At 71.5% G+C, this 19358-nt stretch carries 18 protein-coding genes; 13 read left to right on the top strand and 5 right to left on the bottom strand.

Translation table 11 applies throughout. The annotated features are described in order from the left end of the window. Nucleotides 1-219 precede the first annotated feature (219 nt). From BLV24_RS23020 to BLV24_RS07060, 3 genes are all read right to left on the bottom strand, one after another. A complete protein-coding gene (locus BLV24_RS23020; RefSeq protein WP_092680479.1) occupies nucleotides 220-1209 on the bottom strand; it encodes an NYN domain-containing protein in 990 nt (329 codons plus the stop codon). A 288-nt stretch (nucleotides 1210-1497) separates the two neighbouring features. Further along, nucleotides 1498-2628 (bottom strand): S-(hydroxymethyl)glutathione dehydrogenase/class III alcohol dehydrogenase, encoded by a 1131-nt coding sequence (locus tag BLV24_RS07065; protein ID WP_092680478.1) that lies wholly within the window; start codon nucleotides 2626-2628, stop codon nucleotides 1498-1500. A gap of 242 nt (nucleotides 2629-2870) precedes the next feature. Beyond that, a complete protein-coding gene (locus BLV24_RS07060) occupies nucleotides 2871-3653 on the bottom strand; it encodes a VPLPA-CTERM sorting domain-containing protein (protein WP_092680477.1) in 783 nt (260 codons plus the stop codon). A gap of 323 nt (nucleotides 3654-3976) precedes the next feature. Between BLV24_RS07060 and BLV24_RS07055 the strand changes: the two genes are divergently transcribed. From BLV24_RS07055 to BLV24_RS07040, 4 genes are all read left to right on the top strand, one after another. Then, on the top strand, nucleotides 3977-4852 hold the full coding sequence (locus tag BLV24_RS07055; protein ID WP_092680476.1) for a 3-hydroxybutyryl-CoA dehydrogenase: 876 nt from the start codon (nucleotides 3977-3979) through the stop codon (nucleotides 4850-4852). A gap of 132 nt (nucleotides 4853-4984) precedes the next feature. Further along, nucleotides 4985-6919: a methyl-accepting chemotaxis protein gene (locus BLV24_RS07050; RefSeq protein WP_092680475.1), complete on the top strand. Its 1935-nt coding sequence runs from the start codon at nucleotides 4985-4987 to the stop codon at nucleotides 6917-6919. 471 nt (nucleotides 6920-7390) lie between these two features. Further along, nucleotides 7391-7984, top strand: coding sequence for a YceI family protein (locus BLV24_RS07045; RefSeq protein WP_092680474.1), 594 nt, complete (start codon nucleotides 7391-7393; stop codon nucleotides 7982-7984). 115 nt (nucleotides 7985-8099) lie between these two features. Next, nucleotides 8100-8669, top strand: a complete 570-nt coding sequence (locus tag BLV24_RS07040) for a cytochrome b (RefSeq protein ID WP_092680473.1) — start codon at nucleotides 8100-8102, stop codon at nucleotides 8667-8669. Between the two features lie 200 nt (nucleotides 8670-8869). Here the strand turns inward: BLV24_RS07040 and BLV24_RS07035 are convergent, their stop codons facing one another. Further along, the gene (locus tag BLV24_RS07035; RefSeq protein WP_176954664.1) at nucleotides 8870-9457 is read right to left on the bottom strand and encodes a TlpA family protein disulfide reductase; all 588 of its coding nucleotides are present in this window, start codon (nucleotides 9455-9457) and stop codon (nucleotides 8870-8872) included. Nucleotides 9458-9508: 51 nt separating this feature from the next. On the opposite strand from BLV24_RS07035, the gene argH reads away from it, so the two are divergent. From argH to BLV24_RS07005, 6 genes are all read left to right on the top strand, one after another. Next, a complete protein-coding gene (argH, locus tag BLV24_RS07030) occupies nucleotides 9509-10936 on the top strand; it encodes an argininosuccinate lyase (protein ID WP_092680471.1) in 1428 nt (475 codons plus the stop codon). After that, nucleotides 10933-11151: a hypothetical protein gene (locus BLV24_RS07025; RefSeq protein WP_092680470.1), complete on the top strand. Its 219-nt coding sequence runs from the start codon at nucleotides 10933-10935 to the stop codon at nucleotides 11149-11151. The genes argH and BLV24_RS07025 overlap by 4 nt, the downstream gene beginning before the upstream one ends. Nucleotides 11152-11406: 255 nt before the next feature. Further along, on the top strand, nucleotides 11407-11760 hold the full coding sequence (locus BLV24_RS07020) for a DUF2834 domain-containing protein (protein ID WP_092680469.1): 354 nt from the start codon (nucleotides 11407-11409) through the stop codon (nucleotides 11758-11760). Nucleotides 11761-11865: 105 nt separating this feature from the next. After that, entirely contained in the window at nucleotides 11866-12654 is a 789-nt protein-coding gene (locus tag BLV24_RS07015) for a sterol desaturase family protein (RefSeq protein ID WP_092680468.1), read from the top strand. Next, entirely contained in the window at nucleotides 12651-13352 is a 702-nt protein-coding gene (locus tag BLV24_RS07010) for a hypothetical protein (RefSeq protein WP_092680467.1), read from the top strand. The genes BLV24_RS07015 and BLV24_RS07010 overlap by 4 nt, the downstream gene beginning before the upstream one ends. A 208-nt stretch (nucleotides 13353-13560) precedes the next feature. Next, nucleotides 13561-14085, top strand: a complete 525-nt coding sequence (locus tag BLV24_RS07005) for a SixA phosphatase family protein (protein WP_092680466.1) — start codon at nucleotides 13561-13563, stop codon at nucleotides 14083-14085. Nucleotides 14086-14154: 69 nt separating this feature from the next. Here BLV24_RS07005 and BLV24_RS07000 read toward each other — a convergent pair whose 3' ends face one another. Then, nucleotides 14155-14865 (bottom strand): MarR family winged helix-turn-helix transcriptional regulator, encoded by a 711-nt coding sequence (locus BLV24_RS07000; protein ID WP_092680465.1) that lies wholly within the window; start codon nucleotides 14863-14865, stop codon nucleotides 14155-14157. A gap of 448 nt (nucleotides 14866-15313) precedes the next feature. Here BLV24_RS07000 and fdhF point away from each other — a divergent pair, with 448 nt between their 5' ends. Genes fdhF through BLV24_RS06985 form a run of 3 tightly spaced genes read left to right on the top strand, consistent with a single transcriptional unit; the run spans nucleotide 15314 to nucleotide 19355 of the window. Then, entirely contained in the window at nucleotides 15314-18091 is a 2778-nt protein-coding gene (gene fdhF / locus BLV24_RS06995; protein WP_092680464.1) for a formate dehydrogenase subunit alpha, read from the top strand. After that, complete coding sequence (locus tag BLV24_RS06990; RefSeq protein ID WP_092680463.1) at nucleotides 18088-18747, top strand: hypothetical protein; 660 nt, start codon at nucleotides 18088-18090, stop codon at nucleotides 18745-18747. Before fdhF ends, BLV24_RS06990 begins: the two co-directional genes overlap by 4 nt. Continuing rightward, the gene (locus tag BLV24_RS06985) at nucleotides 18744-19355 is read left to right on the top strand and encodes a hypothetical protein (protein ID WP_092680462.1); all 612 of its coding nucleotides are present in this window, start codon (nucleotides 18744-18746) and stop codon (nucleotides 19353-19355) included. The genes BLV24_RS06990 and BLV24_RS06985 overlap by 4 nt, the downstream gene beginning before the upstream one ends. The last annotated feature ends 3 nt before the right edge of the window (nucleotides 19356-19358 follow it).

The raw sequence follows: 19358 nt of genomic DNA, 5'->3' as shown, positions 1-19358 counted from the left end.
TTGGGGGAGGTTATCAGACTTTCCGCCGTATTTACTTCGAGAGTGCTGCAAGTTTTAGGCAAATGTGCCCCGCATTTCGACGCGGCCGCCGCCCGTTTTTCAAGGACATGGACCCGGGCGCGAGCGGGACGCCCCGCCCGCCGCGACGCGCGCGGGGCGGGTGCAGGGCGGGCCGGGGCGCGGGCGCGGGCGCGGGCGAGGCGCGCGCGGGGCGGGCGTTCAGCCCTCCTTCGCTTCGCCCCGCTTGGCGGCGGCGCGGGGACGGGCGCGGCCCCGGGGCTCCTCCCGCGCCGGCTGGGCGCGCAGGCGGACGCGCACATGGTTGGCGTCGTCCTTCTCCATCTCGAAGGCGCCGGCCCGGCGGATCAGGTCCGAGAGCTTGGCGGACCCGTAGGTCCGGCTGTCGAAATCCGGGGCGAGGTTGCCGACCCGCTGGCCGATGACCCCCAGGCTGACCCAGCCGTCCTCGTCCTGCATGCTCTCCATCGCCTTGCGGATCACCGGCACGGCGCGGGACGGGGCCTCGGGCTTGCGCGGCGCGGTGGCGGCCTCGTCGGGCTCCGCGTCGGCTTCGGCCTCCGAGTCCGCCTCCGCCGCGGCCGCGGCTGCGGCGGATCGGCGGGTCGAGGGCCCGTCGTCGCCCGCGGCGGCCGCCGCGCGGGCGGCCCGCGCCGCGGCGGCCGCGGATCCCGGCGCAGGCGCCTCTTCGGCCGCGGCGGCGGCTTCGCTCTCGGCCTCTTCGGCGGTGACGGCGGCGGCGGCCTCCATATCGGCCATCAGGTTCTCGATGTAGAAGAACCGGCGGCAGGCCTGGCGGAAGGCCTCCGGCGTCTTGCGCTGGCCGAAGCCGTAGACGTCGATCCCCTGCTCGCGGACCCGGGACGCGAGCCGGGTGAAATCGCTGTCCGAGGACACCAGGCAGAAGCCCTCGAACCGCCCGGAATGCAGCAGGTCCATGGCGTCGATGACCAGCGCGATGTCGGACGAGTTCTTGCCCTGCGTATAGGCGAACTGCTGGTGCGGGATGATGGCGTATTGCGCGAGGATCCGCGCCCAGCCCTTCAGCCGGTCGTCCGAGAAGTCGCCGTAGATGCGCCGGACCGAGGCCTCGCCGAGCTTGGCGATCTCCAGGAACAGGCCCTCGGCCACCTTGGGCGTGGTGTTGTCGGCGTCGATCAGGACGGCGAGGCGGGGAAGGGGATCGGCCATGGCGGGCTCCTTTGCGCGTCCTCCCCCGTAGACGGCGCGGGGCGGGGTCGGGTCAAGCGTTTCCGGGCGCGTTTCCGGCGAATTCGGCGGGAAACCGTCGCGTGAGGTTCGAATGGCCCGGACGAATGGCCCAGACGAATGGCCCAGACGAATGGCGGGCGCGAAAAGCACAGGCGAAAAGCGGGGTCGAAAAGCGCGGGCGACCCGCCCGCATGCGGACCCCCCGCCCGGAACGCGAAGGGGGACGGGCGCGCCCGTCCCCCCGATGTCGCGAAGCCGTGGTCCGGATCAGTAGACGACCACCGAGCGGATGCTTTCGCCCGCATGCATCAGGTCGAAGCCCTTGTTGATGTCCTCGAGCTTCAGCAGGTGGGTGATCATCGGGTCGATCTCGATCTTCCCGTCCATGTACCAGTCCACGATCTTCGGCACGTCGGTCCGCCCCCGCGCGCCGCCGAAGGCCGAGCCCTTCCACACGCGCCCGGTCACCAGCTGGAACGGGCGGGTGGCGATCTCGGCCCCCGCCGGCGCCACGCCGATCACGATCGACTGGCCCCAGCCGCGATGCGCGCATTCCAGCGCGTCGCGCATCACCTTGACGTTGCCGGTGCAGTCGAAGGTGTAGTCGGCGCCGCCGATCTGGTCGAAGGGCGTCTTGGTCAGATTGACGATGTAGGGGACCAGATCCTCGCCGATCTCGGACGGGTTGACGAAATGGGTCATGCCGAAGCGCTCGCCCCATTCCTTCTTCTCGTTGTTCAGGTCGACGCCGATGATCATGTCGGCGCCCGCCAGCCGCAGGCCCTGGATCACGTTCAGCCCGATGCCGCCCAGCCCGAAGACCACGGCCTTGGCCCCGATCTCCACCTTGGCGGTGTGGATCACCGCACCGATGCCCGTGGTCACGCCGCAGCCGATGTAGCAGACCTTGTCGAAGGGCGCGTCCTCGCGGATCTTCGCCACGGCCACCTCGGGCAGCACGGTGAAGTTCGAGAAGGTCGAGCAGCCCATGTAATGCAGGATCGGGTCGCCATCGAGCGTCGAGAACCGCGAGGTCCCGTCCGGCATCAGCCCCTGGCCCTGGGTGGCGCGGATCGCGGTGCACAGGTTGGTCTTGCCCGACAGGCAGGACGCGCATTGGCGGCATTCGGGGGTGTAGAGCGGGATCACGTGGTCGCCCGGCTTCACCGAGGTCACGCCCGCGCCCACGTCGCGCACGATGCCGGCGCCTTCATGGCCGAGGATGGCGGGGAAAAGGCCCTCGGGGTCGGCGCCCGACAGGGTGAACTCGTCGGTATGGCAGATGCCGGTGGCCTTGATCTCGACGAGCACCTCGCCGGCGCGGGGGCCTTCGAGGTTCACTTCGGCGATTTCGAGCGGTTTTCCGGCCTCAACGGCCAGCGCGGCGCGGGTGCGCATGGGGGGCTCTCCCTCGTGGATCGACGTCGGGGGCGGAGAGTGGAGCGGCGGGGCCCCGATGTCGAGCGCCTGGGCGGCGGACAAGGGCCCGAAAGCGACGTGTCGCGGCGGGGGCGCCCCGAAAACGGCGCGCAACGTCCGAAGGCGGCGGGCCCGCGCGAAAGGGCCGGCGCGGAAGGGGGCGGCCCGGACCGGGACCGCCCCCCCCTCCATCCTCCGTCGCGTGCGACGTCCCGCGCGGCTCAGGCCGCGTCGCGGCGACCGCGACGGCGGCGGCCGGCCAGGCCCAGCCCGGCCAGGCCCGCGGCCAGCAGCGGCAGCGCGGCGGGAACCGGAACGGCGGCTTCGGCGAAGCCTTCGGTGTAGGTCTCCAGGGTCAGGTAGAAGACCTCGCCCGGGTCGAGGGTGATGTTCACGTCGATCTCCCCGCTCTCCTGGTCGTCGGGGCCGAAGGGGCCGAACAGCGCGTCGCTCGCCGCCGTCCGGATATCGAGCACGCCCTCATCGTCGACGAGTTCGCTTCCAAGACCGTCGATCCGGACGGTGTCGAGAAAGACCAGCGCCCCGGCGAAGGCGTAGGCGTCGTAGAGCACCGAGGGGTCGTCGACGACGATGGAGGCGTCGGCGAAGACGCCGAGCCGATAGGTGAACCCGAAGGCGATCGACTCGGTCGCGGAGGTGTTGGTGAGCATGAAGTCGATGAAGCCGAAGGCCGAGGCCTGGACGAAGCCCAGGTTGGGGCCGGAATCGCCGATGATGTAGCTGTCCAGACCGTAAACCGGCGGGCCGCTGATCGTGCCGTCGGTGAAGCCGATCCCCTCGCCCTCCTCATAGAGGTCGTCGTCGGTATCGCTGTCGGTCGACATCTCGAAGTCGGCGGAGGCGTCCGCCCCGCCGATCACGTAGGTCGCGGAGAAATCGAAGGCCTCCGCATAGGCCTCGGCCTCGAAAACGGCGGCGGCCTGCGCCGACAGGGGCGCGAAGGCGGCGAGGCCGGCGATGGCCAGGGCGCGCGAAAGATGCATTTGGGAATTCCCCTCGGGAAAGAGCGTCGCGCGAACACGACAAGGCGACGCGGAGGCGAGTCGCGTCGGTTCGCAAAATGGCCGCAGGTCTTGTCGCGGATGCCGCATGACTGGATTGTGAATGGAGGGGCGTCGCGGGGCGACCGGACGCCGGCGCCCGCTGTCCCCGACCGCGCCCTCCCGCGCCCCTCGCCCACACCCCGCGCCCACGCGTCGCGCGTCATCCGCGCCCCGCCGGGCGCGGAGCGCGGCGCCGGGCCTTGCCGCTCTCCCGGCCGCCGAATAGGGTTCCCCGCGAACCAGTCACCGAAAGGGCGGGCGAAATGGACATCGAAACGGTCGGCGTCATCGGAGCGGGGCAGATGGGCAACGGCATCGCCCATGTCTTCGCGCTCGCGGGCTACGAGGTCCGCCTGAACGACGTGGACGCGGACCGCATCGACGCGGCCCTGGCCCTGATCGACAAGAACATGACCCGCCAGCTGTCGCGCGGGGCGATCACCGAGACCGACAAGAACGCCGCCATCGCGCGCATCCGCAAGTCGACCGACGTCGCCGAGATCGCCGGGACCGATCTGGTCATCGAGGCCGCGACCGAGAACGAGAAGATCAAGCACCAGATCTTCGCCGGGCTCGCGCCGCATCTGGGCGAGCACACGATCCTGACGTCGAACACCTCGTCGATCTCGATCACCCGCCTCGCCTCGGCCACCGACCGGCCCGAGCGGTTCATGGGGTTCCATTTCATGAACCCGGTCCCGGTGATGGAGCTGGTGGAGCTGATCCGCGGCATCGCCACCGACGAGCCGACCTTCAACACGCTCAAGGGCGTGGTCGACCGGCTGGGCAAGACCGCCGCCACCGCCGAGGATTTCCCGGCCTTCATCGTCAACCGCATCCTGCTGCCGATGATCAACGAGGCGGTCTACACGCTCTATGAGGGCGTCGGCACGGTGGAGAGCATCGACAAGGCCATGCGGCTCGGGGCCAACCACCCGATGGGGCCGCTGCAGCTGGCCGATTTCATCGGGCTCGACGTGTGCCTGGCGATCATGCACGTGCTGCATGACGGGCTGGCCGACACCAAGTACCGGCCCTGCCCGCTGATGGTTAAATATGTCGAAGCCGGCTGGCTGGGCCGCAAGGCGGGCCGCGGCTTCTACGACTATCGCGGCGAAACTCCCGTCCCGACACGCTGATTCCGGTCCGGCGCGGCGGTCCCGTCCGGCCCTCGCGGGGCGGGAGGCGGCGCCGCGGCGCGGCGCGGAAACCTGATCTTAAGGCGTGGGGTCCATCTGACCGGAAAGCTTCCGGAAAGGGGACTTCGCAACATGTCGAATCTGCGCGTGCGGGCCGCAGCGGTCACCGCCTCCATCGTTCTGATCGCCGTCGTCCTGATGACCGCGGTTTCCGTGTGGCGCGCCTCCGGGCGACTGACGGAGGAGGCGCAGGCCGGCCAGGCCCGCTCGCTCCGCGCCGCAGCGGCCATGGCCGACGCCACGCTGCCGGAACTCACCGCCCGGTTCGGCGGCGACGGCTCGGTGCAGGCGCTGACCTGGTGGGCGGTCCCCGACGTCTCCGACCATGTCACCATCGACCGCATCGCCGGCGTGACCGGGGAAACCGCGACCGTCTTCGTGCTCGACCCCGCGCAGGGCGAATTCGTCCGCCGCTCCACCAACATCCGCAAGCCCGACGGCGCGCGCGCGGTGGGCACGGTGCTGGGCAAGGCCGGCGCGGTGCACCCGGTGATCACGTCCGGCAAGGTCTTCCGGGGGGAGGCGACGATCCTCGGGAAGGATTACTACACGGTCTACTACCCGATCACCGGGGCCTCCGGCGCGGTCGAGGGCATCCTCTATGTGGGGGTGGAGAAATCCGGCGTCATGGCGGCGCTGGGAGAGGAGGCGCTGGGCGCGGGGCTCTCGGGCCTGGTCGCGCTGCTTCTGGCGGGGGGCGCGGCCTGGGCGGCGGCGGGCATGGCGGTGCGGCCGCTGCATTCGCTGGGGGGCGCGGTGGCGCGGCTGGCCGAGGGCGACCTCGTCTCCAGGGTCGCGGCCGCCGACCGGACGGATGAGATCGGGGAGCTTGGCCGCGGCGTGGACGGATTGCGCCTGGCCCTGGCCGAGGCGGAGCGCCAGCGCGAAGCCGGCGCCGCGGCGGCGGAGGCGGCGCGCAAGGACAACGCCCGCATGCTCAGCCAGCTTCGCGACGAGGTGAACGGGGTGGTGGAGGCCGCGACGGCCGGCGACTTCAGCCGCCGGGTCGACGCCAGCTTCGAAGCGCCTGAAATGCAGGAGCTCGCCTCGGGCGCCAACCGCCTGATGGACACCACTTCGGCCTTTCTCGGCGATCTCGACGGCACGCTGGAGGCGATGGCGCGCCGCGATCTGAACCGCCCGATGACCGGCCGCTATCAGGGCCAGCTCGCCCGCCTCGCGCAGACAGCCAACGACTCGCTGGCCGAACTGGGCGCCGCCATCGCCCATGTCCGCGACGGGGCCGAGGCCCAGCGCGACGCCATTTCGCGCATGAACGCGGCGATGCGCGGCCTCACCGGTCGGGCGGAAAGCCAGGCTTCCACCATCGAGGAAACCGCGGCCACGATGACCGAGATTTCGGAGACGGTGTCGGCCTCCGCCGCCAACCTGACCTCGGCCGAGAAGATGACCGAGGACACCCGCGGCCGGGCCCGCCAGGGCGCCGATTCCGCCGACAAGGCCATCGACGCCATGCGGAGGATCGAGAAGAGCTCGGGCGAGATCTCCGACATCACCGCGGTGATCGACGCGATCGCCTTCCAGACCAACCTGCTGGCGCTGAACGCGGCGGTGGAGGCGGCCCGCGCCGGGGAAGCCGGCAAGGGCTTCGCCGTGGTGGCTTCGGAAGTTCGGACGCTCGCCCAGCGGTCGTCGGAGGCCGCGCGCGACATCTCCGAGCTGATCAAGGGCTCGGCGACCACGGTGGCCGAGGGCGTCGGGCTGGTGAACGCCACCGGCGCCTCGCTGCAGGAAATCGTGAGCTCCATCGACGGGCTCGCCTCCGCCATCGCCGACGCGGCCTCCGCGGGGCGGGAGCAGGGGCAGGGCGTGCGGGAGATCTCGACCGCCGTCTCCCACCTGGACCAGACGGTGCAGGAGAACGCGCGTGAAACCGCGGAGGCGGCGGCGGCGGCCGAGCAGCTCGCGCATGACCTCGACGCCCAGGCCGAGAGCCTCGGCGCCTTCGCCACCGCCGCCACGCGGGGCGCGCGCCGCGCCGCCTGATCAGGCGGCCCGGCCCGTCAGGCGGGTCCGAACGCATCGCCCGTCCCCGCGCGGACATCCATGCGGCCCGCGCTCCCGGCAGGGGGGCGCGGGCCTTCGCACGCCCGGCAGGCGCTGCCATCGGCCATGCCAGCGCCCACGCCCGCCGCGCTTTTCCCCATCCGGACCGTCGCCCGCGCGCCGCCGGAGGTCGCCCCATCGCCCGCGATCCCCCCCCTGACCCGTCGCATCGCCTTGAAAAGCGGGCTCAAGTTCCTGTGAGGCGCGCCGCGCGAAGCCGAAAATCGCCACAATTTATCCGCCGCCCCTGCTTTGGCGCCGAAACGTGGACGAATTGTCCCCCATTCTTCTGCTGCACCGCGGCGCCCGCCATCCTATCTCCAAGCCGTCGAACCCTTCGCCCAAGCCGCGCGACCGCCGCGCAGCCCCCCCCGCGCCGTCCCTGACGCGCCGCCCAGGAGAACAAAGCCCATGCGCCTCGCCCGCCAGCCGCTCTTCGCCGCCGCCCTCGCGGCGCCGCTCTTCGCCGCCGCCGCCCTCCCGGCCGCCGCCGAGCCCTACGCCATCGACCCGTCCCACACCTCGGTGACCTTCTCGGTCGACCATCTCGGCTTCTCCGTGGTCCACGGCCGCTTCTCCGAGTTCGAGGCCGAGATCGACTTCGACCCCGATGCGATCGAAACCGCCTCGGTGGCCTTCACCATCAAGGCGGCCACCGTCGACACCGGCTGGGGCCCCCGCGACGAGCATGTCCGCGGCGCCGATTTCCTTGACGTCGAGGCGTATCCCGACATCACTTTCGTCTCGAAGTCGGTCAAGCTGATCTCGGCCGAGCGCGCCGAGGTCACCGGCGACGTCACCATCAAGGACGTTACCAACGAAGAGGTCTTCGAGGTCGTGCTCAACAAGATGGGCCCGTCGCCGTTCAACCCGGACCAGACCATCGCCGGCTTCACCGTGACCGGGACCATCGACCGGACCGATTACGGCATCGGCTACGGCGCCCCGGCCATCGGCGTCGAGATGCCGATCCGCATCGACCTGGAAGCCAGCCCCGCCGGCTGATCCGCCGCGATCCCGCGCTCCGCCCCGCGCCCCCGGCCCGTTCCGGGACCCGGGGCGGAGCGATCCGTCCCCCCCCCCCGGCCCTTGCGGTCGGCGCGCCCGCCGGAGACCCGCCATGCGCCTGCGCAACACCGAAGCCGCCTGGGGCTGGCCCGCCCGGGCGTTCCACTGGGCGACCGCCGCCGTGATCCTGTTCCTGCTGGGGCTGGGGATCTGGATGACGGATTTCGTCACCGACATCTACGAGCAGTTCGGCCTGATCCAGCTGCACAAGAGCTGGGGCTTCGTCGCCTTCGCGCTGGCCGCGTCGCGCCTGGCCTGGCGCCTCACGCACGCCGCGCCTCCCCCGGTTCCCGGCACGCCGCGCTGGCAGGTTCTGGCCGCCGAGGCGGCGCATTGGGCGCTCTACGCGCTGATGCTGATCATGCCGCTTTCGGGCTGGCTGATGGCGTCGGCTTCCAGCCTGCAGGAAAGCTACGGGATCAAGAACGAGGTCTTCGGACTGTTCGCGCTTCCCGACCCCTTCGTCCCCGGAGACCGCGCGATCGAGGGGATCTTCCACCAGATCCATGAGCTGTCCGCCTGGGCGCTGATCGCGCTGGTGGTCGTGCATGCCGGCGCGGCGCTGAAGCATCATTTCGTGGATCGCGACGCCACCCTGCGCCGGATGACTTCGGGCCGCTGAGCCCGACCGGGCGGGGGCGAGCCGCCGAAACGCCCCCGCCCTTCGGACCGGCCCCCGCCCTCCGGGCCGCCCCCGCCGCACGGCCCGATCGCCGGGCGCCCCTCGCCGCCCGCGCCGCGCCCGAAGCGCGCCGCGGGCGTGCGCGTTCCGACAGCGGGACGCAGGACGCGGCGCCCGCGACCCCGCCTATCCTTCCGCGCCTATCCCTCCGCGTCGAACGCCTCCGCCAGCGCCCGCAGCACCGCCTCCGCCTCGGGCGAGGCCCAGTCGGCGTCGCCCTGCATCCGCGCGATCTCCCGCCCCTCGGGCGACAGGATGATCGTCGTCGGCAGCCCCAGGATCCCCACCGCGCGCGGCAGCGCGTTGCGCGCGTCGCCATAGGGCTCCAGCGCGTGCAGGCCCATCTCCGCCATATAGGCCTCGGCCTTGTCGCGGGCGCCGGGCTGCACCGCCACCGTGATCACCTCGATCCCCGTCCCCTCCATCCGCCTGCGCAGCGCGTCGAGGCTCGGCATCTCCTCCCGGCAGGGCGGGCACCAGGTGGCCCAGAGGTTCACCAGCGTCACATGCCCGCCGAAATCCGCCAGCGTCGCCGCGGCGCCGTCCGGGGCCTCGAATTCCGCCGCGGGCAGCTCCCGCGGCTCGTCCAGCAGCACCAGCTTGGCCAAGGCCTCGCCGCGCATCTCCTCGATCCGCGCGCGGGTCTCCGCATCCAGCTCCCCCGCCGCCGCAGGGTTTCCAAGCGTCGCGAAGGCGCCTATGACGAGCGCCAGAAGGCTTGTGCGCATGCCCATATCCCTTCCCCAGATCCTTTCCACGCGAGGACGAGGTCCCCGACCATGAGCGACGAGAGCAAATCCACGGCCGGCGCCAACACCATGTGGGGCGGCCGTTTCGCCGCCGGCCCCGATGCGATCATGGAGGCGATCAACGCCTCCATCGGCTTCGACCGACGTCTCGCCGCGCAGGACATCGCGGGATCGCGGGCCCATGCGGCGATGCTCGCCGACACCGGGATTATCACGGCCGACGACGCCGCACAGATCGACGCCGGCCTTCTCACGGTCTTGTCAGAGATCGAGGGCGGGACCTTCGCCTTCTCCACCGCGCTGGAGGATATCCACATGAACGTGGAATCCCGCTTGCGCGAGCTGATCGGCGACGCCGCCGGGCGCCTGCACACGGCGCGGTCGCGCAACGACCAGGTGGCGCTCGACTTCCGCATGTGGGTGCGCGACCAGGCCGACGCCGCGGTCACCGGCCTCACCGCGCTGATCGAGGCGCTGGTCGGCCAGGCCGAGGCCGGGGCGGACCTGGTGATGCCCGGCTTCACCCATCTTCAGACCGCGCAGCCGGTGACCTGGGGCCACCACATGCTGGCCTATGCGGAGATGTTCGCCCGCGACCGCGCCCGTTTCGCCGACGCCCGCGCGCGCATGAACGAATGCCCGCTGGGCGCCGCCGCGCTGGCCGGCACCGGCTTTCCGATCGACCGCCACGCCACCGCCGCGGCGCTGGGCTTCGACCGGCCCTCGGCCAACTCGCTGGACGCGGTGTCGGACCGGGATTTCGCGCTGGAGTTCCTGTCCTCCGCCTCGATCTGCGCCACCCATCTCAGCCGCATCTCGGAGGAGCTGGTGATCTGGTCCTCCGCCCAGTTCCGCTTCGTGCGCCTGTCGGACCGGTTCTCCACCGGCTCCTCGATCATGCCGCAGAAGCGCAACCCCGATGCGGCGGAACTGACGCGCGCCAAGGTGGGCCGCATCACCGGCGCGATGGTGAGCCTGCTGACCGTGATGAAGGGCCTGCCGCTCGCCTATTCCAAGGACATGCAGGAGGACAAGGAGCAGGTCTTCGACGCGGCCGACTCCCTCATGCTGGCCCTGGCGGCGATGGAGGGCATGGTGCGCGACATGGCTCCCCAGGCCGACAACCTGCGCGCCGCGGCGGCCTCGGGTTTCTCCACCGCCACCGATCTCGCCGACTGGCTGGTGCGCGAGGCGGGGCTGCCGTTCCGCGACGCGCATCACGTGGTCGGCGCGCTGGTGAAGCTGGCCGAGGATTCGGGCCGCGACCTGCCCGAACTGACGCTGGAGGAGATGCAAGGCGCCCATCCCGCCATCACCGCGGGCGTGTTCGACGTGCTGACGGTCGAGGCTTCGGCCGCCTCGCGCCTGTCCTATGGCGGCACGTCGCCGACCCGGGTGCGCGAGCAGGCCGCGCGCTGGCGCGAGGCGCTGGCGGCGGAACGGGAGGCGGGCGCGTGATCCGCCCCGCGCGCCCCATACGCCCCGCGCGCCCCGCACGCCGGTCCCGCGTCGCCGGCCCCGCGGCCCTGGCGGTGCTGGCGGCGCTGCTGGCGGGCGCGGGCTGCGCGCGCAAGGACGACCCGATCCCCCCCGCTGACGCCCAGCGGTCCGAGGCGCCGCGCCTGTCGGCGCCCGGCGTGGTTGTGGACCCGATCCGCGACCGCACCGAATAGGCCCGGGGGAGGGCGGCGTATCCTGCCGCCGTCGCCCCGCGGCGCGCCCCCTCGCGTCCGGGCTCCGCTCCCGTCTCTTCAATCGCAGACCCGCCGGGAAAGTCGCGCGCGCCGCGACGGGATTTGACATGCGTTAATGCAAGGTTAAGTCTCGCAAGAGGATGGTCGGCTTTGGTCCCGATCAACTCCGGGGCCGGATCGCGCGGGTTGGGGAACCCGTCCGATCCCGACAACTGCGGATCTCAGGGGATATTCATGTCTGTTATTTCCGGTATTTACCTGCTGCTCGCGGCGGTGGGCGCGATCGTGCCCTTTCGTCACTTCTTGATCTGGTTCGACGCCAACGGCGTCTCCATCACCGGGCTGATCGAGGCCTGGACGGTCAACGCCGCCGCCGAGGGCATGCTCTACGACCTTGCGCTCGCCGCCGTGGCGCTGATCGCGGCGGTGGTGGTCGATGTCGCCCGGCGCGGCGCCTCGGCCATCCTGGTGGTGATCCCGGTGACGCTGCTCATCGGGGTCAGCTGCGGCCTGCCGCTCTACCTGTGGTTTCGCCACCAGATGCGCGACAAGGCCCGCTCCCGCGCCCGGCGCGAGGCGCGGGTCTGACCGCAACGGGGCGGGGGCCGGCGGCGCCTCCCGCGCGAACACGGCTGCGCGACGGCGTCGCGCGGCGGTTGACGCGGGGCCCGCGCCGCCGCACTTGCTGAGCGCATGGAACATGAACCTCTCATCCGTCTCGGCGTTTTCCTGGGCGTCTTCGCCGTCATGGCGGGGTGGGAGCTGTTGCGCGCCGCGCGGCCCGGGCTGCAGCCCAAGGCGCGCCGCTGGCTGACCAACTGGGCGGTGGCGGCGCTGGATTCGCTGGTGGTGCGGCTGCTGTTCCCCGCCGCCGCGGTGGGCGCCGCGCTGGACGCGCAGGCGCAGGGCTGGGGCCTGTTCCCGATGCTCGGCGCGCCGGGGTGGCTGGCCTTCATCCTCAGCGTCGCGCTGCTGGACCTTGCGATCTGGGCGCAGCATCTGGTGTTTCACAAGGTCCCGGTCCTGTGGCGCCTGCACCGGGTCCACCACGCCGACCGCGACGTCGACGTGACCACCGCCATCCGCTTCCACCCGGTCGAGATCGCGCTGTCCATGCTGCTCAAGATCGGGCTGGTCTACGCGCTGGGCGCCCCCGCCGCGGCGGTGCTGGTGTTCGAGGTGCTGCTCAACGGCTGCGCCATGTTCAACCACGCCAATATCCGCCTGCCGGCCGGTGTCGAACGCCCGCTGCGCTGGCTTCTGGTGACGCCGGAGATGCACCGCATTCACCACTCGGTCCGGCGCGAGGAGGCGGACAGCAATTACGGCTTCTCGGTCAGCTGGTGGGACCGGCTGTTCGGCACCTACTCGGCGCGGGCGAGAGGGGGCGAGGCGGGGCTGAAGCTGGGGCTTTCGGCGCATCAGGACGACGCGCCCTCGGGCCTGCTGTGGTCGCTGCTGTTCCCGTTCCGGGCGCGATGACCGGGGCGACGCTGGCCGAGCTGCGCGCCGCGGCCGAGGCGGCGGGCGGGATGCGCGTCGCGGCCTTCGCGCTTTCCCCCGGCGCGCCCGCGCCCGAAACGCTGCCCGGCGCCCGCGTGGTGGCGTTGTTGTCCTCCGGCCCGCGGATGTGGGCGGAATTCCGCGCATCGCCGGAGGCCGGGGATGGCGGGCCGGATCCCCTTGACCGCTGGTCTTCGCGGATTTCGGCGCAGCTTGCCTCGGATTTCGGGGGCGTTGCGATCGGTCCCAATGACGGCCCGCCCTGGCCGCCTTTCCTCGACTGGGCGCGGCGGGCCGAGCCGGTCTGGCCCTCCCGCCTCGGTCCCCTGGTTCATGCGCGCCTGGGGCTGTGGGCCGCCTGGCGCGGGGCGCTGGGATTGCCGGCGCTGGAGGGGGTGGCGCCGTGCCCCGAGCCGGGGCCGTCGCCCTGTCTCGACTGCCCGGCGCCCTGTCTTTCGACCTGTCCGGTCGCGGCCTTCGCGGAGACCCCGGAGGGCCCCCGATACGACGTCGCCGCCTGCGCCGCGCATGTCGCGAGCCCCTCCGGCGCCGCCTGCCTGGGCCGCGGATGCCTCGCGCGGCACGCCTGCCCGGTGGGAGGCGAGGGCGCGCCACGTGCGGAACAGGCCCGTTTCCACATGAAGTCCTTTCTGGCAACTCGCGATCTTGTGAACTGAAGGCCGCCGCGCAGCCGGTTTTTCGTATCAAACCAATACCAATTCCGTGGATGTTCTTCGAATGAGGACCGAATCACGCCGCCCGCCCTGGGCCTCGGGCGGCGTCAGCGGGGCGCGCTGGGGGGGCGGCGGCATGGACGAAGGCGCTCGCCCCGCCTAGGCTCCGCGCTGCCCGACCCGTCCCCGCCCCCGATCCGAGGATCCGCCCATGCTCCGCCTCGTGCTGATGCGCCACGCCAAGTCGGACTGGGGAGACCCCTCGCTGAACGACCATGACCGACCGCTCAACGCCCGCGGGCGCGCCGCCGCGCCGCGCATGGGGGCATGGCTGGAGAAGGCGGGGGCCTTTCCCGACGCGGCCTTCCTGTCTTCGGCGCTGCGGGTGCAGGAGACCTGGGCGGGCCTGGTCGAAGGGGCGGGACGCGCCGCCGCGCCGCCCCCCGCGCAGACCGAGCGCGCGCTGTATCTGGCGGGGCCCGGCACGATCCTGGAAATCCTGCGCGGGGCCCCGGCCGCGGCGCGCACCGTGCTGATGCTGGGGCATGAACCCGGCACGCCCGCGATGCTGGCGCGGATGCAGGACGGCCCCCCGCCCGAGGCGCTGGCAGGGGCCTTCGCGCGCTATCCGACCGCGGCGGTCTCGGTGCTGGAACTGGCCGCGGACAGCTGGGCCGAAACGCAATTCGGCGCGGCGCGGATCATCGCCCACGCCACGCCGAAAACTCTGGACTGACCGCGCGCCGCTTGCAGGCCGGCGCGCGGTCGTCCGTCCCGACGCATCGGGACGCCCCGCGACGCGTCCCTAGTGGACGGCGGAGCGACGGTAGCGAGGCGTGTCGGCGCCTCCGCGCAACCCTATGGGATTGTTGGAGTTCTGACCGGCCCCGCCGCGCGCGCCGACCGTGCCGGAGATCTCTTTCGCGGCCATCGGCTCGCCGGTTTCGGCGTCCTGCTGCACGGCGATGCGGTCCTCGATCCGGACTTCGGCACGGCTTTCCGCCAGGGCGGCGTCGGGGTCGAGGTCGGGCTCGGTGAGGCATTCGCCATCGCAATCGGGGCGACAGCGGTCCGCGTGGTTGGGGTCGGCGAGGATCTCGGCGCGTTCGCTCAGCTTGACGATGGCGGTTTCGAGCACCTCGCGCTCGGCCTCGGTCAGACCGTCGAGCAGGTAGGCCTCGCGGGCCTGGGCCAGGCGTTCGATCTCGGTCAGCACGCGGGCGCCTTCGCGGGTCAGGCGGACCATCTTGATGCGTCGGTCGCGCCGGTCTTCCCAACGCTGGATCAGGGCGCGGTCCTCCAGGCTGGAGGCGGCCCGGCTGATCGCCACCTTGTCCAGGCCGGTCTGCTCCGCGATGGCGCGGGTGGGCTGGTTCTCGGCCTCGCCGGTCGCGGCGAGCACGCGCCATTCGTCCCGTGAGAGGCCGAACTTCTCGCCATAGATCTGCGCCACCGCGGCGGTGGTCTTGGCGGCCAGCCGCGCAAGGCGGAAGGGGAGGAAGGCCTGTAACTGCATTGAGCGTCCTGCCTGAGTTTTATATAACTACTGTTGTCGGGGCGTGATCGTTGATGCGGTGCAACGTAGCCCGACAGCCGGAGAGAGCCTTGATCTAAATCAATTCACGCCCGCGGGCAATTTTAAGGGAGGCGAAACGTTTTTCGAAATTGGATACGATCAAAATAAGCTTTCGTTACTTAGTCCATTATAAAGTATCCTTGCCTTAGCATTATGTTGCGCCGCAGCGCGCAAGGGGCCCGGCCCGCCCCGCCGGCCGGCCGCATGGCGGGCCGCGCCCTCCGGGCGCGCCTCGCCTCGCCTCATCCTGTCCCCGAAGGGTCGCGATCCGACCAAGACCCCGCCGCCGCCCCGCGCTATGCTGCGCGAAACCCCCGGCCGCCCCCGCTTCCGTCTCCACGGTTCGCGAGCGTCGCCGGGCGCGGAGAGACGGGCGAAAGGGCAGGGCATGGACGAGCGGATCCGCTTCACCTTCGATGGCGATGAGGTCGAGGCCCATCCCGGCGAGACCCTGTGGGACGTCTCGCTCCGCCTCGGGCGCCGCCTGCCGCATCTGTGCCTGACCGAGGCCCCCGGCCATCGCCCCGACGGCAATTGCCGCGCCTGCATGGTGGAGATCGAGGGTGAACGCACCCTCGCCCCCTCCTGCCGCCGCGCGCCGGCCGAGGGCATGACGGTCCGCGCCGCCTCGCCCCGCGCCGAGAAGGCCCGCGCCATGGTGCTGGAGCTGCTGATGGCCGACCAGCCGGCGGCGGAGGCGGCGCCGGACCGGTCCTCCCACCTGCGCGCCATGGCGGATCTGGCGGGCGTCGGCGCCTCGCGCTTCCCGGCCCGCCCCGCGGCCGACCGCCCGGCCCCCGACGCGTCCCATGTCGCGATGCGGGTGGATCTGGACGCCTGCATCCACTGCACGCTCTGCGTCCGGGCCTGCCGGGAGGTCCAGGTCAACGACGTCATCGGCATGGCCGGCCGCGGGGCCGAGGCGGAGATCGTGTTCGATTTCAACGACCCGATGGGCGCCTCTACCTGCGTCGCCTGCGGGGAATGCGTGCAGGCCTGTCCCACCGGCGCGCTGATGCCGGCCACCGCCGTGGACGCCGCCGGCCATGGCGACAGCGCCGACACCGACGAAACCGTGCGCTCCGTCTGCCCCTATTGCGGGGTCGGCTGCCAGATCGACTACCGCCTGAAGGACGGGAAAATCGCCTGGGTGGACGGCGCTCCGGGTCCGGCCAACGAATCCCGCCTCTGCGTGAAGGGCCGCTTCGGCTTCGACTACATCGCCCATCCCCACCGGCTGACCCGCCCCCTGATCCGGCGCGAGGACGCGCCGCCCAAGGGCCTGAACGTCGACCCCGCCGACCCCTGGACCCATTTCCGCGAGGCGTCGTGGGACGAGGCCCTGGACCGCGCGGCGGGCGGCCTCGCCGTCCTGCGCGACCGGCACGGCGGGGCCGCCGTCTCCGGCTTCGGTTCGGCCAAATGCTCGAACGAAGAGGCCTACCTTTTCCAGAAGCTGATCCGGCAGGGCTTCGGCCATAACAACCTCGACCACTGCACCCGGCTCTGCCACGCCTCCTCCGTGGCGGCGTTGATGGAGAACGTGGGCTCGGGCGCGGTGACCGCCAGCTTCAACGAGATCGAGCACGCCGACATCGCCATCGTCATCGGCGCCAACCCGACCGAGAACCACCCCGTCGCCGCCACCTACTTCAAGCAGTTCGTCAAGCGCGGCGGCAAGCTGGTGGTCATGGACCCGCGCGGCCAGGGCCTGAAGCGGCATGCGTGGCGGATGCTCCAGTTCCGCCCCGGCACGGACGTGGCGTTGCTCAACGCGTTGATGTGCGTGGTCGTCGAGGAAAACCTCCACGATCGCCAGTATATCGAGGGGTTCACCGAGAACTTCGCCGAATTCGCCGACCACATCCGCGATTTCACGCCTGAAAAGATGGCGCCCCTTTGCGGCGTCGACCCTGAGACCCTGCGCGAGGTCGCCCGCGCCTTCGCCGCCGCCAGGGCCGGCATGATCTTCTGGGGCATGGGCGTCTCCCAGCACATCCACGGCACCGACAACTCGCGCTGCCTGATCGCGCTGGCGCTGCTTTGCGGGCATGTCGGGCGGCCCGGAACCGGGCTGCATCCGCTGCGCGGTCAGAACAACGTGCAGGGCGCCTCCGACGCCGGGCTGATCCCGATGGTGCTGCCGGATTACCAGTCGGTGACATCCGGCGAGGCGCGCGAGCTGTTCTCGTCCCTCTGGGGCGGGACGGAAATTTCCCCGGAACCCGGCCTGACGGTGGTGGAGATCATCGACGCCGCCCATGCCCGTCGGATCAAGGGCATGTATGTGCTGGGCGAAAACCCCGCCATGTCCGACCCCGACGCGGCCCATGCGCGGGAGGCGCTGGCGCGGCTCGAACATCTCGTGGTGCAGGACGTGTTCCTGACCGAGACCGCCATGTTCGCCGACGTCATCCTTCCCGCCGCGGCCTGGCCGGAAAAGACCGGCACGGTGACCAACACCAACCGCACCGTGCAGATGGGCCGCCCCGCCGTGGCGCCCCCGGGCGATGCGCGGCCGGACTGGGAGATCACCCGCGATCTCGCCAACCGGCTCGGCCTCGGCTGGACCTACGCGCATCCCTCCGAGGTCTACGCCGAGATGGCGGCCGGCATGCCGTCGCTCGATCACATCACCTGGGACCGGCTGGAGGCGCAGGGCGCCGTGACCTATCCGACCACGGGGCCGCAGGACCCCGGCGCCGCGGTGGTGTTCGGCGACGGCTTCCCCCGTCCGTCGGGCCGCGCCCGTTTCGCCCCCGCCCGCGTGACCCCGCCGGCGGAGGTTCCGGACGACGCGTTCCCGATGATCCTGACCACCGGCCGGATGCTGGAGCACTGGCACACCGGCGCCATGACCCGCCGCGCCTCGACCCTCGACGCGCTGGAGCCCGAGGCGACGGTGGCCCTCCATCCCCAGACCCTGAAGAAGCTCGGCGCCTGGCCCGGCGACCTGATGGAGGTGGAGACCCGCCGAGGCGCCATTCGCCTCTCGGCCCGGTCCGACCGGGCGGTGGCCGAGGACATGGCCTTCATCCCATTCGCCTTCGTCGAGGCCGCGGCCAACCTGCTGACCAACCCGGCGCTCGACCCCTATGGCAAGATTCCCGAGTTCAAGTTCGCGGCCTGCCGGGTGCGCGTGGCGGCGCCCGCGGCGGCGGAATGAGCGAACCGGAGTTCGATGCGCTGCGGGTTCCGACGGACCTGCCGAAGCTCGACATGTGGTTGAAGCGGAACCATCCTGGGCTGAGTCCCTCCACGCCCAGGATATGGCGCGAATGGTGGTCGGTTCGCGAACTGGTCCGCCGACAGGACGCGGCTGATCCGGTGATCGCCCGAGGCGACTTGATCATCAGAGCGGATCGCGGAGAAGGACGCGGGCAGCCGGATTTCATCCTGCGCCAGAGCGAGCGCGACGACGCGCTTGAAGTAACCATTGCCGGGACCACGGCGGATGTCGCCGAGATCAACGCATCGCGGCGAACCGGAGCGGCCACCGCGCTGATCGGCGAAGCCGGCGGGCGCTTCGTGGATGGCGTGGTTGGAGACGAATGGGAGGCCGCCATGGCTGAGGACATCATCCGCGCGGCGAATGCGAAGAGCGCCAAGCCATATGCGCCGGGGGGCATTCTTCTTATCCATTGCCACTCGAACGCCATGATGGCCGATCCGGCTGGCGTCGCGGCGCATCTCGCTCCACATGGCGGAGCGTTGCCGTTTCGCGAGGTCGTGGCGCTTGCGCCAGGCGGATGCCTGATCCGGTGGAGAGCGGATCAGGTCTCCATTCAGGACCGCATTCGAAGCGCACGGCCCCGCCCATGATCCAGCCTTTCCGCGACCGCATCGCGATCCTCGGCTACGGCTCGCTGATCTGGGATCTCGACGACCTGGCGCCCCATGTGGAGGGGCCCTGGGCCATGGGCGCCGGGCCGGCCTTTCCGCTGGAATTCTCGCGGATCTCGCCCAAGCGGCTGATGGGGCTGGTGGTCTGCGTGGACCCCGATCATGGGACGCCGTGCCCCTCCCACGCCATCGCCTCGCGCCGCGCCACGGTGGCGGAAGCGCGGGCCGATCTCGCGCGGCGGGAACGGGCGCTGGAGGCGCATGTCGGCGCGTGGAGCCGCGATGGCTCGGTGGTCGTCGGGAAAATCGCGCCGGCGGCGGCGGCCTGGTGCGCGGCGGTCGGGGCCGCGGGCGCGGTCTGGACCGAACTGCCCGCCAACTTCGCCGAGATCGCCGGGCGCCCCTTCGACCATGCGGCGGCCGAGGCCTGGCTGATCGGGCTCGAAGGCCCGTCGCGCGACGAGGCCGTGCGCTACATCCGGAACGCCCCCGCCGCCACCGACACCGCCCTGCGCCGCCGGCTCTCCGGGCTGGACTGGTGGCGGGCGGAGGCGGCGCGGGTCGCGGCGCTCGACGCCGTGGGGTGAGAG

The sequence above is a fragment of the Albimonas donghaensis genome (assembly GCF_900106695.1).
In the GTDB taxonomy this organism is placed as follows: domain Bacteria; phylum Pseudomonadota; class Alphaproteobacteria; order Rhodobacterales; family Rhodobacteraceae; genus Albimonas; species Albimonas donghaensis.
This window is presented reverse-complemented; position numbering and strand designations above follow the sequence as displayed.

Excerpts from the sequence above, each read along its gene's own strand:
- BLV24_RS07065 (WP_092680478.1), bottom strand. The coding sequence starts at position 2,628 with ATGCGCACCCGCGCCGCGCTGGCCGTTGAGGCCGGAAAACCGCTCGAA.
- BLV24_RS06990 (WP_092680463.1), top strand. The coding sequence starts at position 18,088 with ATGAGCGAACCGGAGTTCGATGCGCTGCGGGTTCCGACGGACCTGCCG.
- BLV24_RS07000 (WP_092680465.1), bottom strand. The coding sequence starts at position 14,865 with ATGCAGTTACAGGCCTTCCTCCCCTTCCGCCTTGCGCGGCTGGCCGCC.
- BLV24_RS23020 (WP_092680479.1), bottom strand. The coding sequence starts at position 1,209 with ATGGCCGATCCCCTTCCCCGCCTCGCCGTCCTGATCGACGCCGACAAC.
- BLV24_RS07060 (WP_092680477.1), bottom strand. The coding sequence starts at position 3,653 with ATGCATCTTTCGCGCGCCCTGGCCATCGCCGGCCTCGCCGCCTTCGCG.
- BLV24_RS07020 (WP_092680469.1), top strand. The coding sequence starts at position 11,407 with ATGTCTGTTATTTCCGGTATTTACCTGCTGCTCGCGGCGGTGGGCGCG.
- BLV24_RS07045 (WP_092680474.1), top strand. The coding sequence starts at position 7,391 with ATGCGCCTCGCCCGCCAGCCGCTCTTCGCCGCCGCCCTCGCGGCGCCG.
- BLV24_RS06985 (WP_092680462.1), top strand. The coding sequence starts at position 18,744 with ATGATCCAGCCTTTCCGCGACCGCATCGCGATCCTCGGCTACGGCTCG.
- BLV24_RS07050 (WP_092680475.1), top strand. The coding sequence starts at position 4,985 with ATGTCGAATCTGCGCGTGCGGGCCGCAGCGGTCACCGCCTCCATCGTT.
- argH (WP_092680471.1), top strand. The coding sequence starts at position 9,509 with ATGAGCGACGAGAGCAAATCCACGGCCGGCGCCAACACCATGTGGGGC.
- BLV24_RS07035 (WP_176954664.1), bottom strand. The coding sequence starts at position 9,457 with ATGCGCACAAGCCTTCTGGCGCTCGTCATAGGCGCCTTCGCGACGCTT.
- BLV24_RS07055 (WP_092680476.1), top strand. The coding sequence starts at position 3,977 with ATGGACATCGAAACGGTCGGCGTCATCGGAGCGGGGCAGATGGGCAAC.
- BLV24_RS07010 (WP_092680467.1), top strand. The coding sequence starts at position 12,651 with ATGACCGGGGCGACGCTGGCCGAGCTGCGCGCCGCGGCCGAGGCGGCG.
- BLV24_RS07015 (WP_092680468.1), top strand. The coding sequence starts at position 11,866 with ATGGAACATGAACCTCTCATCCGTCTCGGCGTTTTCCTGGGCGTCTTC.
- BLV24_RS07040 (WP_092680473.1), top strand. The coding sequence starts at position 8,100 with ATGCGCCTGCGCAACACCGAAGCCGCCTGGGGCTGGCCCGCCCGGGCG.
- BLV24_RS07005 (WP_092680466.1), top strand. The coding sequence starts at position 13,561 with ATGCTCCGCCTCGTGCTGATGCGCCACGCCAAGTCGGACTGGGGAGAC.
- fdhF (WP_092680464.1), top strand. The coding sequence starts at position 15,314 with ATGGACGAGCGGATCCGCTTCACCTTCGATGGCGATGAGGTCGAGGCC.